Source organism: Thermodesulfovibrio aggregans (assembly GCF_001514535.1).
Lineage (GTDB): Bacteria > Nitrospirota > Thermodesulfovibrionia > Thermodesulfovibrionales > Thermodesulfovibrionaceae > Thermodesulfovibrio > Thermodesulfovibrio aggregans.
In genome coordinates, this window is the sequence record NZ_BCNO01000003.1 from 61344 (window position 1) to 74563 (window position 13220).

13 protein-coding genes are annotated in these 13220 nt (G+C 36.6%); 8 read left to right on the forward strand and 5 right to left on the reverse strand.

Annotated features, from left to right (window positions below):
- The 3 genes from TAGGR_RS10725 to TAGGR_RS08910 form a co-directional block, all read right to left on the reverse strand.
- A partial coding sequence (locus tag TAGGR_RS10725; protein ID WP_173636701.1) for a transposase occupies nucleotides 1–248 on the reverse strand: 248 nt, incomplete at its 3' end.
- A 94-nt stretch (nucleotides 249–342) separates the two neighbouring features.
- Nucleotides 343–1287: a ketopantoate reductase family protein gene (locus tag TAGGR_RS08905; RefSeq protein WP_059177019.1), complete on the reverse strand. Its 945-nt coding sequence runs from the start codon at nucleotides 1285–1287 to the stop codon at nucleotides 343–345.
- A 12-nt stretch (nucleotides 1288–1299) separates the two neighbouring features.
- Nucleotides 1300–3507, reverse strand: a complete 2208-nt coding sequence (locus tag TAGGR_RS08910; protein WP_059177020.1) for a penicillin-binding protein 1A — start codon at nucleotides 3505–3507, stop codon at nucleotides 1300–1302.
- Between the two features lie 92 nt (nucleotides 3508–3599).
- Here TAGGR_RS08910 and rd point away from each other — a divergent pair, with 92 nt between their 5' ends.
- On the forward strand, nucleotides 3600–3761 hold the full coding sequence (gene rd, locus TAGGR_RS08915) for a rubredoxin (protein ID WP_059177021.1): 162 nt from the start codon (nucleotides 3600–3602) through the stop codon (nucleotides 3759–3761).
- 14 nt (nucleotides 3762–3775) lie between these two features.
- Complete coding sequence (locus TAGGR_RS08920) at nucleotides 3776–4261, forward strand: ferritin family protein (protein ID WP_059177022.1); 486 nt, start codon at nucleotides 3776–3778, stop codon at nucleotides 4259–4261.
- A 24-nt stretch (nucleotides 4262–4285) separates the two neighbouring features.
- Here TAGGR_RS08920 and dapB read toward each other — a convergent pair whose 3' ends face one another.
- Both dapB and TAGGR_RS08930 read right to left on the reverse strand, forming a co-directional pair.
- The gene (dapB, locus tag TAGGR_RS08925) at nucleotides 4286–5089 is read right to left on the reverse strand and encodes a 4-hydroxy-tetrahydrodipicolinate reductase (RefSeq protein WP_059177023.1); all 804 of its coding nucleotides are present in this window, start codon (nucleotides 5087–5089) and stop codon (nucleotides 4286–4288) included.
- Nucleotides 5043–5261, reverse strand: coding sequence for a DNA gyrase inhibitor YacG (locus tag TAGGR_RS08930; RefSeq protein WP_059177024.1), 219 nt, complete (start codon nucleotides 5259–5261; stop codon nucleotides 5043–5045). The genes dapB and TAGGR_RS08930 overlap by 47 nt, the downstream gene beginning before the upstream one ends.
- A gap of 56 nt (nucleotides 5262–5317) precedes the next feature.
- On the opposite strand from TAGGR_RS08930, the gene TAGGR_RS08935 reads away from it, so the two are divergent.
- The 6 genes from TAGGR_RS08935 (at nucleotide 5318) to TAGGR_RS08960 (ending at nucleotide 13103) form a co-directional block, all read left to right on the forward strand.
- Nucleotides 5318–7072, forward strand: a complete 1755-nt coding sequence (locus TAGGR_RS08935) for an adenosylcobalamin-dependent ribonucleoside-diphosphate reductase (protein ID WP_059177256.1) — start codon at nucleotides 5318–5320, stop codon at nucleotides 7070–7072.
- On the forward strand, nucleotides 7069–7914 hold the full coding sequence (locus tag TAGGR_RS08940) for an ABC transporter ATP-binding protein (protein ID WP_059177025.1): 846 nt from the start codon (nucleotides 7069–7071) through the stop codon (nucleotides 7912–7914). Before TAGGR_RS08935 ends, TAGGR_RS08940 begins: the two co-directional genes overlap by 4 nt.
- 2 nt (nucleotides 7915–7916) lie before the next feature.
- The gene (locus TAGGR_RS08945; RefSeq protein WP_059177026.1) at nucleotides 7917–8660 is read left to right on the forward strand and encodes an ABC transporter permease; all 744 of its coding nucleotides are present in this window, start codon (nucleotides 7917–7919) and stop codon (nucleotides 8658–8660) included.
- A 41-nt stretch (nucleotides 8661–8701) separates the two neighbouring features.
- Nucleotides 8702–10405 carry a sensor histidine kinase gene (locus TAGGR_RS08950; protein ID WP_082673643.1) on the forward strand — a complete coding sequence of 568 codons (1704 nt, stop codon included), beginning with the start codon at nucleotides 8702–8704 and terminating at the stop codon, nucleotides 10403–10405.
- On the forward strand, nucleotides 10380–11153 hold the full coding sequence (locus TAGGR_RS08955) for a LytR/AlgR family response regulator transcription factor (protein ID WP_059177027.1): 774 nt from the start codon (nucleotides 10380–10382) through the stop codon (nucleotides 11151–11153). The genes TAGGR_RS08950 and TAGGR_RS08955 overlap by 26 nt, the downstream gene beginning before the upstream one ends.
- 126 nt (nucleotides 11154–11279) lie before the next feature.
- Nucleotides 11280–13103, forward strand: a complete 1824-nt coding sequence (locus TAGGR_RS08960) for a carbon starvation CstA family protein (RefSeq protein ID WP_059177028.1) — start codon at nucleotides 11280–11282, stop codon at nucleotides 13101–13103.
- The last annotated feature ends 117 nt before the right edge of the window (nucleotides 13104–13220 follow it).

Consider the following 13220-nt stretch of genomic DNA (forward strand, 5'->3'; position numbering starts at 1 on the left):
TTTCCATCTTTCAGGATTATGTATCTCTTCCAGTATCCATTCCTACGGTAAACTCTCTCTGGGGTTCTTTCATATTTTTGAGCCCCTGTAAGTGCTGTTATCTCCTCTTGTAATGCTAATTCAATAAACTTTTTCTTCATTAACTTCATTTTTTGTTCAAATTCTTCCCAGAAAGATTCATTAAAATTACTGTTGAATTCTTTCCATAAATCTGGTAATCTTAAATTAGTTAAAGGTTTTTCTTTCATGGATGTATTCCTCCTTTCTTTGTTTGATTTTTGGTTAATTTAATGGAGGATACACCCTCTTTTATTGCTCTGTCAATTTTACACATAAAAAATTTTACACTACCCTAAATAAATTTTCTTTTGCCTTCATAAGATTTGTTATGGTCTCATTTACAGGTACCGGGACATTACATTCTTTTGCAAGTTTCACTATTGCACCATTTAATGCATCTATCTCTGTTTTTTTCCCCTGTTTTATATCATAATACATTGAAGGAAAATGCTTTGCAGTTGGAGGTACAAGTCTTTCATAAAAATGCTGAAGATAATCTTTATAGTCATTCCAATTTAGCTTTATTTTCCTTATTTTTGCAACATTGAAGATTTCTTCAACAATTTTATTCATTATTTTCCTTGTTTCCTCATGCTCTGCCAGTGTACCGTAACTGCATTCAAGAATTGCGCCCAGAGGATTTAATGCAGAATTATAAAGAATTTTATCCCACAGTATTGCATACACATCCTGAGATACCCTCGTTGGAAGTCCTGAATCATTGAAAATTTTTGCAATTTCAATTAGTTTTTCTTCAGAGATTGCATTTTCAGGTTGTCCAATAATTATGTCATCGGCAATAACAGTTACCTCAGCAGTGCCAGGTTCAATAACTTTTGCACCAAAAATTACTCTTGACAGAATTACTTTTTCCTTTCCAAGAACAGAAGTTGCTGTCTCATAATTTCCATATCCATTTTGAGCAAGTAAAACTAAAGTATCCTTTCCAACTACAGGTTTAATCTGATTAATAACTGATTCAGTATCATAAGCTTTTACTGAGACAATTATAAGGTCTAAGTTTTCTTTAATTTGTTCAGTACTTGCAAAAATGCCGTCAATCTGAGCTTCTTTTTGTCCAAAAAGTCCTCTTATTCTCAATTTTCTGTCTTTAAAATAATCAATATATTTTTGTTTTGTTAATCCAAAGACATTATTCCCATGCGATTTAAGGCATGTAGCAAAAACTGTTCCTAATGCGCCAAGCCCAACAATAAGTATTTTCATTTTAAACTCCTCTTATCTTGGCATTATATTAATTGGTTGATTAGCAGAATCTTTCGATGATTCAGGATTTTTTGAACTTTCTTTAGATTCCTGAGCAGTTGATGGTGCAGTAAAATCCTGAACTTCTTTGTTAGCAAGAGCTTCTTTCATAAACTGAGCCCAAATAGGTGCTGACACCCTTCCACCTGCCTCTCCAGAGCCAAGACTTCTTCTCATATCATCATAACCAACCCAGACACCTGTAACAAGCTGCGGTGTATATCCTATGAACCAGGCATCTTTAAAATCATTGCTTGTTCCTGTTTTACCTGCCACGGGTCTTCCAATGTTTGCTCTTGTTCCTGTTCCATAAGTGACAACATCTTTAAGCATATCTGTAATAGTATATGCAACTTCTGATGAAACTGCTTCCTGTAGTTCAGGCTCATTCTGAAGCAAAATTTTACCTGAGTTATCGGTTACATATTTTATTGCGATTGGCTTAATTCTTTTACCTCCATTAGCAAATACAGCAAAGGCTGAGGTTAACTCTAAAGGAGACACACTGAGACTACCAAGTGCCAGAGTCAAATCTGCAGGCATTTCTGAGTTAATACCAGCTCTTCTGGCAAGATTAATTATTGAATCAACTCCAAGCATCTCAGCAAGTCTTACAGTGGGAACATTTCTTGAGAAAGCCAGCGCTCTTCTCAGGGTTATCTCTCCCCAGAATTCACCATCATAATTGGAAGGTGACCATTCTTTTAGTCCTGTTCTGTAGCTGATTGGCTCATCAAGGATGGTGTCTTCTGGCTTAAATCCCTTTTCTATGGCTGTGGCATAAACAAATGGTTTAAAGCTGCTTCCCGGTTGTCTGCGGGCATAGACTGCTCTGTTAAATTCTCCTCTCTGGAAACTGTATCCACCAACCATTGCTCTTATATATCCTGTTTGAGGCTCTACTGCAACCAGAGCTCCTTCTATCTCTGGCTCCTGCTCAAGGGAAAATTGAATTTCCTTTCCAATTGATTTGATTTTTACCATTATTATATCGCCTGGCTGTAAAATATCTGTAAGACGAAAATTTTTTATAACTTTAGCTTTTCCTGAAGAATCAACAACTTTACTTGCCCATAGAGCATCCTGCAAATTCAGTTTGCCCTTTATGCCTCTTGCCTTAACAATCGCCTGATTTGATGAAACCGATATAACAACTCCTTTTGCAATATCACCAACTGCTGGGCTAAAGGCAGTTTTATCCTCTTTTTCTTCATTATTTTTTATAGAAACCTTACCAATTGGACCTCTCCAGCCAATTCTTTTATCCACATCTCTAAGGCCTTCCTGTAGAGCCCTCTGAGCGGCCCTTTGAGCATTGGGATCAAGGGTTGTATAAACTTTTAAATTACCTTTGTAAATTTTTTCAATATCAAAATGTTCCTCAAGCTGTTTTCTTACATACTCAAGAAAATAGTTGTAATTTTCAGTTGAAATTCTCAATGAACTCAAATGAATGGGCTGTGAAGATGCTCTTTTTCTTTCCTGAGGAGTGATTAATTCTTCCTTTTCCATTCTTTCAAGCACTGTTTCCTGACGCTGTTTTGCTTTTACAAGATCATTGTATGGAGAATATGTATTTGGCGCTCTTATCAATCCTGCCAACAAGGCTGCTTCAGGCAATGTAATAGCATGAACTGATTTTCCGAAATATATTCTAGATGCCATCTCAACTCCATAAGCTCCGTGTCCAAAATATACATTGTTTAGATAGAGTTCAAGTATTTTTTCTTTGCTTAGTTCCTTTTCAATTTTCATTGCAAGATAGGCTTCTTTCAGTTTTCTTGATACGGTTTTCTCTGGAGTAAGAAACATTATTTTTGCCAGCTGTTGGGTTATTGTACTTCCACCTTCTTTAATACTCATATGTAAAATATCAGTAATTAATGCTCTTCCTATACCAATGTAGTCAATTCCTTTATGTTTCCAGAAGCGACTATCCTCAGTAGCAACTACTGCATCTATAAGATGTTTTGGAATTTGCTTTAGCGGAATATATATGCCTTTTTGAATTTTAAACTCTCCAATCAGAGTTCCATCCTCTGCGTAGACTTTGGTGCCCTGAGCAGGTTTTACCTTTTCAAAATCCTTTATTGATGGTATATCTCTAAATAAAGCAAATCCTGCACCTGCAAGAAATGCAAGCAGTATAATAACTGTAATTAAAATAAACTTAATTTTCATAAAAATTATTATAACATTGACTTTGACATATTAAAAAGATATAAATTAAAATAATTTTAAAATAATCATAATCTCAAAAAAAGGGGGAAGTCATGAAAAAGTACAAATGCAGTGTATGTGGCTATGTTTATGATCCTGCTCAGGGTGATCCTGACAATGGAGTTGCTGCAGGAACAGCTTTTGAAGATTTGCCAGATAGCTGGGTATGTCCAATTTGCGGTGCCACAAAAGATATGTTTGAACCAGAGGAATAGCTGAGGGGGATATTATGAAATCCGTTGAAATTGCCTTAAAGATGGAAACTGATGCGGTAAAGTTTTATACTGAAGCTGCAGAAAAAGTTTCACATCCTGTAGGCAAAAAAATGTTTCTTACTGTAGCAGAAGATGAAAAAAATCACATCAAAATGTTAGAAGAGGTTCTTAAGGGTCTTGAACTTACGATAAGAGAGGCTCATCCTATCAAAACAGTGAAAACAATCTTTGAAGAAATGAAAGACAAAATGATGGATAGGGTAAAAGCACTGTCCGATGAGCTTGAGGCTTTCAGAATTGCTATGGATATGGAAAAGGAAGGGATTGAATTTTACAAGAAAGTTATAAACGAAGTTACAACAGAAAAGGAAAAAAAGCTTTTTGAAAGACTAATATATGAAGAGGAACAGCATCATAAAATATTTGCAGAAACTTACAACTTCTTGAATGACACAGGAAATTGGTTTATGTGGAAAGAGTTTTCCATTGTGGAGGGATAAATTTGGGAGGGAATTCCCTCCCTTTTATTTAATTCCAAGAACATCTCCCATATCATAAAGACCTGCCGTTTTTCCATAAAGCCAAAGCACAGCTCTCAAGGCACCCCTCGCAAAAGTATCTCTACTTGATGCTTTATGAGTTATTTCAACTCGTTCTCCCAATCCACCAAAAATCACTGTATGCTCTCCAACAATATCTCCTGCTCTTACTGTCTGAATTCCTATTTCCTTTTTTGTTCTCTCACCAATTATTCCCTTTCTTGCATATACAGCAACCTCATCAAAATTTCTTCCCAATGCCTCGGCAATTACTTTAGCCATTTTTATTGCTGTTCCACTTGGTGCATCCTTTTTCATTCTATGATGAGCCTCAACAATTTCAACATCGTATTCATCTCCAAGAACTTTTGCTACATCTTTAAGAATTTTGAATAAAAGGTTTACGCCAATGCTCATATTTGGCGAAAAAACTATAGGGATTTCTTTTGCTGCCTCTTGAATAACAGCAATTTGTTCATTGCTAAATCCTGTTGTTCCAATAACTATTGATTTTTTATATTTTTTTACTACTTCAAGATGCTCTAGGGTTGCTTCTGGATTCGTAAAATGAATGACAACATCAGTATTATCAATGACTTTTTCAATATCATCAACTATTTTTACTCCCAATTCACCGATTCCTGCCACTACTCCAGCGTCTGAGCCTAATTTTGGATTATTTTTTGATTCCACTGCTCCAACAAGCTTTATCTCTGAATAATCCTTACTGAGGGCAATAATCCTACTGCCCATTCTTCCTGCTGCGCCACATACTGCTATTTTTATCATCTTCTTCCTCCTCTATGTTTATTTTTTCATCAACTTCTTCAACTTTTATGGAATACTGTTCATGAAACCAATTCCAAAGGTCAATAATCTTACAACTTTTTGAACAAAATGGTCTCCATGGATTATTTTCAAGAGTTGTTTCTTTACCACATACTGGGCATTTAATTTTCATGTCTAATTTTAATTATTCATACCATAAAGTTGCAACCCAATATGATAAACTATAATATGACTTTTACAGATAGAGCAAAAACAGTTCTTGAAATAAGATATCTTTTAAAAAATGAAAAAGGTGAAGTTGTTGAAACGCCTGATGAGATGTTTCAAAGGGTTGCTAATTATGTTGCCTCTGCTGAAGAACTCTATGGAGAAAATCCCTCTGAGTGGTCAGAAAAGTTTTATGAACTCACAAGTTCTTTAAGATTTCTTCCCAACTCCCCTGCTTTAATGAATGCAGGAAAGCCAAAGGCTCAGCTTGCAGCATGCTTTGTCCTTCCTATAGATGACTCTATTGAATCAATATTTAAAACATTAATGAATGCAGCTTTAATTCTTCAAAGTGGTGGTGGTACAGGATTTAATTTTTCCCGATTAAGACCAAAGGGAGATGTTGTTCGTTCAACAGGCGGGATTGCAAGCGGTCCTGTTTCATTTATGAAGATATTTGATAAGGCTTCAGACATAATCAAGCAGGGTGGTGCAAGAAGAGGTGCAAATATGGGTATTCTCAGAGTTGACCACCCTGATATTTTTGAGTTTATAAGAATTAAAAGAATAGAAACTCTCAGCAATTTCAATATATCTGTAGCTGTTACAGACTCTTTTATGGAAGCTCTATTCAGAGATGACTATTTTCCACTTGTAAATCCACGAAATGGTGAAGTAGTGAGAAAAGTAAAGGCAAAAGACATATTCAATGAAATTGTTGAGGCAGCATGGGAAACTGGAGACCCAGGAATAATTTTCATAGACACAATAAATAAACACAATCCAACTCCTCATATTGGTCAGATTGAAAGCACAAATCCCTGTGGAGAGCAGCCTCTTTTACCTTATGAAGCCTGTATTCTTGGCTCACTTAATCTATCAAAGTATGTAAAGGATGGTAGCATTGATTTTGAACTTTTAGGCAATGATATTAAGGTTGCGACAAGATTTCTTGATGATGCAATTGATGTTACCCATTATCCTGTGCCTGAGGTTGAAAAAATGCATAAGGGAAACAGAAAAATAGGGCTTGGAATAATGGGCTGGGCAGACTGTCTTGTAGAACTGGGGATTCCCTATAATCATAAAAAAGCCTTTGTCCTTGCTGAAAAACTCATGCATTTCATAAGTGAAAAATCCCATGAAGCATCGCATGAGCTTGCTCAGAAAAGAGGTGTTTTTCCAAATTTCAAGGGTTCTGTATGGGATAAAAAAGGAATACCTATGAGAAATGCCACCACAACAACAATTGCTCCAACAGGAACAATATCAATAATTGCTGACTGTTCAAGTGGAATTGAGCCTTACTTTTTACTTGCTTACAAACAGAGGATTCTTGATACAGAGTTTGAGATAGTAAACAGGTATCTTATAGAGATTGCTAAGAAAGAAGGCTTTTACAGTGAAGAGTTTATAGATAAACTAAGACAGAAGGGAACCCTGAGAGGAATAAATGGAATACCTTCAAGGATTAAAAGACTTTTTAAAACAGCCCTTGAAATCACTCCTGAGCAACATATTGAGATGCAGGCAGTATTTCAGAAATACACAGACAATGCTGTATCAAAAACCATAAATCTTCCTCAAAGGACAAAAAAAGAGGATGTTGAAAAAATATTTATTCTTGCCTATAAAAAAGGACTCAAGGGAATAACAATTTTCAGGTATGGCTCAAAAAGAGGAACACTTCTTAAGGTAAGCGATGCCCATCTTGCTGAGTGCTGTGAAATTAAAGGAAGAGTTCCAAGAGTAACAAAGCTTCACGATGCTGTATGATAAAGCTTGAGAATATCTCAAAGAGTTATGGAAGTGTAAAAGCATTAGAGTCTCTGAGCTTTGAAATAAGGAGAGGTGAGATCTTTGGGCTTCTTGGCCCAAACGGAGCAGGAAAAACAACAACTGTTAAAATTCTTACAACACTCACAAAACCTGATAAAGGAGAATGTTTTATTGATGGAATTGATGTAGTAAACAACTCTTTTGAAATTAAAAAAATCATAGGAGTTGTTCCTCAGGAAAATAATCTTGAAAGAGAACTTACTGTTTATGAAAATCTTCTGATTTATGGAATGCTTCACAGAGTAAAAGAGATTCAGAAAAAAATTGATAATATACTTGAAGTAATGGAACTTAAAGAAAAAAAACACTCTATTGTATCCACTCTTTCCGGAGGGCTTCAGCGCAGAACTTTGCTTGCAAGGGCATTACTGCCTGAGCCAAAAGTCCTGTTTCTTGATGAGCCATCAATAGGGCTTGACCCCCATATAAGAAGAGAACTCTGGCAAATTATAAGAAGGATAAAGTCTGAAGGTAGAACAGTACTTCTTACAACCCACTATATTGAAGAAGCAGAGGCACTTTGTGACAGAGTGGGTATTCTGTCTCACGGAAAGTTAATTGCACTTGGAACACCTTCAGAGCTTAAAAAAGATGTTGGTGAGTATGTGGTTGAGTTCACAGATAAAGATGGAAGGCTACTTAGTGAGATATGCCATAGCAGGGAAGAGGCTTACGAGATTGCCAGAAAAAGAGCAGATGGAGTAATGATAAGAAAATCCAATCTTGAAGATGTCTTTGTAAAGCTAACCGGTGAAAGAATTAAGGAGATTAAGGAATAAATATGACAGGATGGTATCCAATTTTTCTTAAAGAGATGCTTCAGTTTAAGCGAAAGCTTCTTAGACTGGGATACATATTCTCAGCCATGATGGCTCCAATTATTTATCTTGTTACATTCGGGCTCGGACTGGGAAGAACTGTAAGGCTGAGCGAAGGCACTGATTATTTAACATTTTTACTTCCAGGTCTTGTTGCAATGAGTTCAATGAATAACTCATACTCATGGGTCGCAAGCTCACTTAATCTGAGCAGGCTTTATTTTAAGACATTTCAGGTTTATATTCAGTCACCAATAAAGCCTTTTTCTATAATGATTGGAGAAGTTCTGGCTGGTATGGTAAAAGGGCTTTTTGCATCTCTGCTCATACTTATAGTTGGTTTTGTGGTGCCTTCAAAATTTTCCATAAATCTTATTTTTGTTATAACCCTCCTACTTAATTGTTTTATGTTTGCCAGTCTTGGGGTAATAACAGGAATGATAACAAAATCTCATGAAGACACTGCTACTTATTCCAACTTTTTTATAATGCCTATGGCTTTTTTCAGCGGAACATTTTTCTCAGTTGACCGAATACCAATGATTTTTAAACCGATAATTTATGTAATGCCACTTACACATACAAATATAGTTATAAGAAAAAATTGTCTTGATACTGAAGGAATTGTCTCTTTACTTGTAATCATATTTTACTGCCTTTTCTTTTTTCTTGTTGGTTCAAATTTAATGAAAAAATACAGTGAGTAAACAGTAGTCAATAGCCATGATTTTATTTTATACTTTAACAAATGGATATACTTGAATTAACTCTCATACTCTCCCAAAGGCTTAGTATTATAGCAACAGTAGCTTTTATCCTTTCAAGAATGCCTGCTCTGGGAAGAGTTCTTTCAAGAAAACCTTCAACTAAAGATAAATTAATTCTTACGATTGTATGTGGTGGTCTTGGGATACTTGGTACTTTCGGAGCAGTTGAGATTCACGGAGCACTTGCTAACTCAAGAGTTGTCGGAGTAATGGTTGGAGGTCTTCTTGGTGGACCCTTAGTAGGAGCTGGAGCAGGACTTATTGCAGGTGTTCACAGATACTTTGTTGGTGGATTTACAGCTTTTTCATGTGGACTTTCAGCAGTTGTTGAAGGTTTTCTTGGTGGAGTTGTTTGCAGATACTGGAAAAAAGGATTAATTCCATGGCATGTGGCATGGTTAGCAGGTTTTGCTGGAGAGATAATTCAGATGCTTATTATTCTTACCTTTGCAAAGCCTTTTTCAGAAGCGGTAGAGCTTGTCAAAATTATCGCAATTCCAATGATTACTGTTAATTCCATGGGTGTTGCAATATTTATGCTTATAATAAAGTCTGCAGTAGAGCATCAGGAAAGAGTGGCTGCCATGCAGGCAAAGGCTACATTAAACATTACAAATCTTATTCTTCCTCATCTAAGGCAGGGGCTTAATGAAAACTCAGCACACAAAATTGCAAAAATTATACTTGATACTCTTGGTGTTGCAGCTGTAGCAATTACAGACAGAAAAAAAATTCTTGCTCATGTTGGAATTGGGAGTGATCACCATCTTTGTGGGGCACCTTTGCTTACAAAGGCAACACTGAATGCAATTAAAACAGGGGAAATCCAGATTGCCAATAAAAGAGAGGAAATTGGTTGTAGCAATCCCAAATGCAGATTAAGCTCTGCTGTAATTGTGCCTCTGAAAAGAAGAAAGGAGGTCATAGGCACTCTTAAACTTTATCATGAAAGGGAAAACAGCATTACTTCTGTTAACCTTGAGGTTGCCAGAGGTCTTGCCCACATATTTTCAACGCAACTTGAGATAGTTGAGCTTGACACGCTTGCAAGACTTAAAACAGAGGCAGAATTAAAATCACTTCAGGCACAGATTCATCCCCATTTTATATTCAATGCCCTGAATACGATAATCTCTCTTATAAGAATTGAACCTGCAAAAGCAAGAGATTTACTCCTTAATTTGGCAACATTTTTAAGATACAGCTTGAAAAAGGAAAAAGAAATACCATTAAGAGAAGAGCTTGCCTATGTGGAAGCTTATCTTTCCATTGAGCAGGCTCGCTACAGAGATAAGCTCACTGTTAATTACTACATAGAGCCAACAGTGGATCTTGATATATCTGTGCCCCCATTTACAATTCAGCCACTGGTGGAAAATGCTGTAAAACACGGATTAAAGCCAAAAATTGAAGGTGGTGAAATTTTAATAAAAATTCTTGACAAAGATGATAGTATCATAATTTCAGTTGAAGACAACGGTGTGGGAATAAGTAATTCTTTTCAGAGATTATCTGAAAAAGGCTCTGGACTGGGCTTATACCTTGTAAATGAAAGATTGAAAAGATTTTATGGAGAAGAAAGCACTCTTAACATACAAAGTTTTCCGGGCATCGGCACAGAGGTTACCTTTAAAATCCCTAAAAAATATGCTTTAAAAGATGTTGTTTTCAGCTATAGTAGTTGATGACGAACCCTATGCCAGGGAGGAATTGCTTTACATTCTTTCCCATTTTGATTCCTGCAGGGTAATAGGGCAGGCTGGTAATGCAAAGGATTGTATATTTCTGTATTCAAAATTCAGACCTGATGTAGTCTTTCTTGATATTGAAATGCCTGATATGTCTGGAATTGAGGTGGCAAGACAGCTTGCAAAGTTTGACAATCCCCCACTTATTGTTTTTGCAACCGCTTATGATGACTATGCAATTGAAGCCTTTGAGCTCGGAGCAGTTGATTACATTCTTAAACCCTTTGAAGAGAAAAGAATTGCTAAAACAATTATGCGAATAGAAAATCTCAAAAGAAATCAGGCTGAATGGAATGAAGCTGTTGGAAGACTTTCTCAGTTTCTTGAAAAGAAAAAGATTTTTAAAAAACTTCCTGTCCGGCAAAAAGCAGGTGTTATCAGTTTTGTTCCATTTATGGATATCTTATACTGCGAAGCAAGTGAAGGAGGAGTGAAAGTTATTACAGTAAAAGATGAATACTATTTTGATGGTACGCTTACAGAGCTTGAGACAAGACTTAAAGAAGAAGGTTTCATGAGGGTTCATAAAAGTTACATTGTAAATTTAAAAAGAATAGAAGCAGTGCTGCCATGGTTTAAAGGAACATACTGGATCGTGATTGAAGGTAAAAAAAATCAAATACCTGTGAGCAAATCAATTGTTAAAGAACTTAAAGAAGTTCTCGGGATAAAGTGTAGCAGTTAATTTCCATTCAATGCCCTCAGTTTCCACTCACATATAAAATTTTTCCATTCATAGAGTTTTTATTGTTCAAAGCTTCAATTCCTTATAGAATTATTATCAAAAACACAAAAAAGGAGGTGCCTTTTCATGCATGCACTGGTGCTTGTAATTATTGCAGCATGCGTATTTGTGCTTGCCTACAGGTTCTACAGTGCCTTTATTGCTGCAAAAGTTCTTGCCCTTGATGCGAATCGTCAGACTCCTGCAGTGAGACTTAATGATGGAAGAGACTATGTTCCAACAAATAAGTGGCTTATTTTCGGACATCATTTTGCAGCAATAGCTGGTGCTGGACCATTAATTGGACCTGTTCTGGCAGCACAATTTGGCTATCTGCCAGGGTTTTTGTGGATCCTGATAGGAGGTGTTCTTGCAGGTGCAGTTCATGATATGGTTGTTTTGTTTGCCTCTGTAAGGCATAATGGAAAATCTCTTGCAGAAGTTGCCAAAGCTCAGATAGGACCTGTTTCTTACTGGCTTGTTCTTGTAGCTACCCTGTTTTTATTAATAATTGTTCTTGCCGGTGCTTCCATTGCCGTTGTTAATGCACTATTTAACAGTCCATGGGGTGCTTTTACTGTTGGAGTAACAATTCCAATTGCCATTTTTATCGGAGCCTATCTTAAGTGGCTAAGACCTGGAAAAATTGTTGAAGGAAGTATTATTGGTGTAGCTTTAATTATTCTTGCTGTTGTTCTCGGTCCGGTAATTAAAGAGTCTGCTTTGGCACCATATTTTACTCTCAGCAAAAAGGAACTTTCAATTTTAATTCCTGTTTATGGATTCTTTGCTGCAGTGCTTCCTGTATGGTTGCTTCTTGTTCCAAGAGACTATCTAAGTTCCTACATGAAATTCGGAACGATGTTTTTGCTTGCTATTGGCGTAATTCTTGTTAATCCAATAATTCAAATGCCTGCTACCACACAGTTTATCGCTGGTGGAGGACCTGTAATACCCGGTAAAGTCTGGCCCTTTATGTTTATTACAATTGCCTGCGGTGCTATTTCAGGTTTTCATTCTCTAGTGTCATCAGGAACAACACCAAAGATGGTGGAAAATGAAAAGGACATCAGAGTTATTGGCTATGGTGCAATGCTCACAGAGTCATTTGTTGCATTGATGGCATTAATAGCTGCAACAGTGCTTCCAACAGCAGACTACTTTGCAATAAACAGCCCTCCAGCAGTTTTTCAGAAACTTGGCATGCAGGTTCAGGACCTTCCATTTCTTTCAGCACTCGTAGGTGAGGAACTTGCCGGTCGCCCAGGTGGAGCAGTTTCACTGGCAGTTGGAATGGCTGATATTTTCTCAAGAATTGGTGGATTAAGACATTTGATGAGTTACTGGTATCACTTTGCAATTATGTTTGAGGCTTTGTTCATTCTTACACTGATTGATGCTGGAACAAGAGTTGGAAGATATCTCATGCAGGAAATAGGCGGAGCAGTTTATCCAAAACTCAGGGACTATAAGTGGTGGCCCGGTGTAATTGCAACGAGTGCAATATTCACATTCTGCTGGGGATATCTTCTCTACACAGGAACAATCTCAACAATATGGCCACTGTTTGGAGTGAATAATCAACTTCTCGGTGGAATGGCACTGGCAATAGCAACAACATTTCTTCTTAGAATGGGTAAAGCAAAATACATCTGGGTAACAATGATTCCAATGGCATTTTTACTTGTTACCACCATTGTTGCCGGTTATCAAAATATTGTGAATAATTACCTGCCAAAGCATAATTATCTACTTGCTGTACTTTCTGCAGTAATGATTGTAATGGTCATATTAATTGTGGCAGACTCAGTAAGGGTTTGGATAGGTATCTTAAATGGCAAAATGCCGTTAATTAAAGAGACAGAAGAAACATCCATGAAAGAAGCTCCTACAAGATATCTATCTGAATAATCTCATGGAGAATCGGGTGCTGATTCATTCAGCCCCGATTCCAACTTTTGATAGAAAAAATATATTGAAAAATATCCCGACAATAGGTAAAATATTTGAGTTTCAACATAGGTTTAT

What these genes read in the sequence shown, in the direction of transcription:
- TAGGR_RS08905 (WP_059177019.1), bottom strand. Translation starts at nt 1,287, where the DNA reads ATGAAAATACTTATTGTTGGGCTTGGCGCATTAGGAACAGTTTTTGCT.
- TAGGR_RS08910 (WP_059177020.1), bottom strand. Translation starts at nt 3,507, where the DNA reads ATGAAAATTAAGTTTATTTTAATTACAGTTATTATACTGCTTGCATTT.
- rd (WP_059177021.1), top strand. Translation starts at nt 3,600, where the DNA reads ATGAAAAAGTACAAATGCAGTGTATGTGGCTATGTTTATGATCCTGCT.
- TAGGR_RS08920 (WP_059177022.1), top strand. Translation starts at nt 3,776, where the DNA reads ATGAAATCCGTTGAAATTGCCTTAAAGATGGAAACTGATGCGGTAAAG.
- dapB (WP_059177023.1), bottom strand. Translation starts at nt 5,089, where the DNA reads ATGATAAAAATAGCAGTATGTGGCGCAGCAGGAAGAATGGGCAGTAGG.
- TAGGR_RS08930 (WP_059177024.1), bottom strand. Translation starts at nt 5,261, where the DNA reads ATGAAAATTAAATGCCCAGTATGTGGTAAAGAAACAACTCTTGAAAAT.
- TAGGR_RS08935 (WP_059177256.1), top strand. Translation starts at nt 5,318, where the DNA reads ATGACTTTTACAGATAGAGCAAAAACAGTTCTTGAAATAAGATATCTT.
- TAGGR_RS08940 (WP_059177025.1), top strand. Translation starts at nt 7,069, where the DNA reads ATGATAAAGCTTGAGAATATCTCAAAGAGTTATGGAAGTGTAAAAGCA.
- TAGGR_RS08945 (WP_059177026.1), top strand. Translation starts at nt 7,917, where the DNA reads ATGACAGGATGGTATCCAATTTTTCTTAAAGAGATGCTTCAGTTTAAG.
- TAGGR_RS08950 (WP_082673643.1), top strand. Translation starts at nt 8,702, where the DNA reads ATGGATATACTTGAATTAACTCTCATACTCTCCCAAAGGCTTAGTATT.
- TAGGR_RS08955 (WP_059177027.1), top strand. Translation starts at nt 10,380, where the DNA reads ATGTTGTTTTCAGCTATAGTAGTTGATGACGAACCCTATGCCAGGGAG.
- TAGGR_RS08960 (WP_059177028.1), top strand. Translation starts at nt 11,280, where the DNA reads ATGCATGCACTGGTGCTTGTAATTATTGCAGCATGCGTATTTGTGCTT.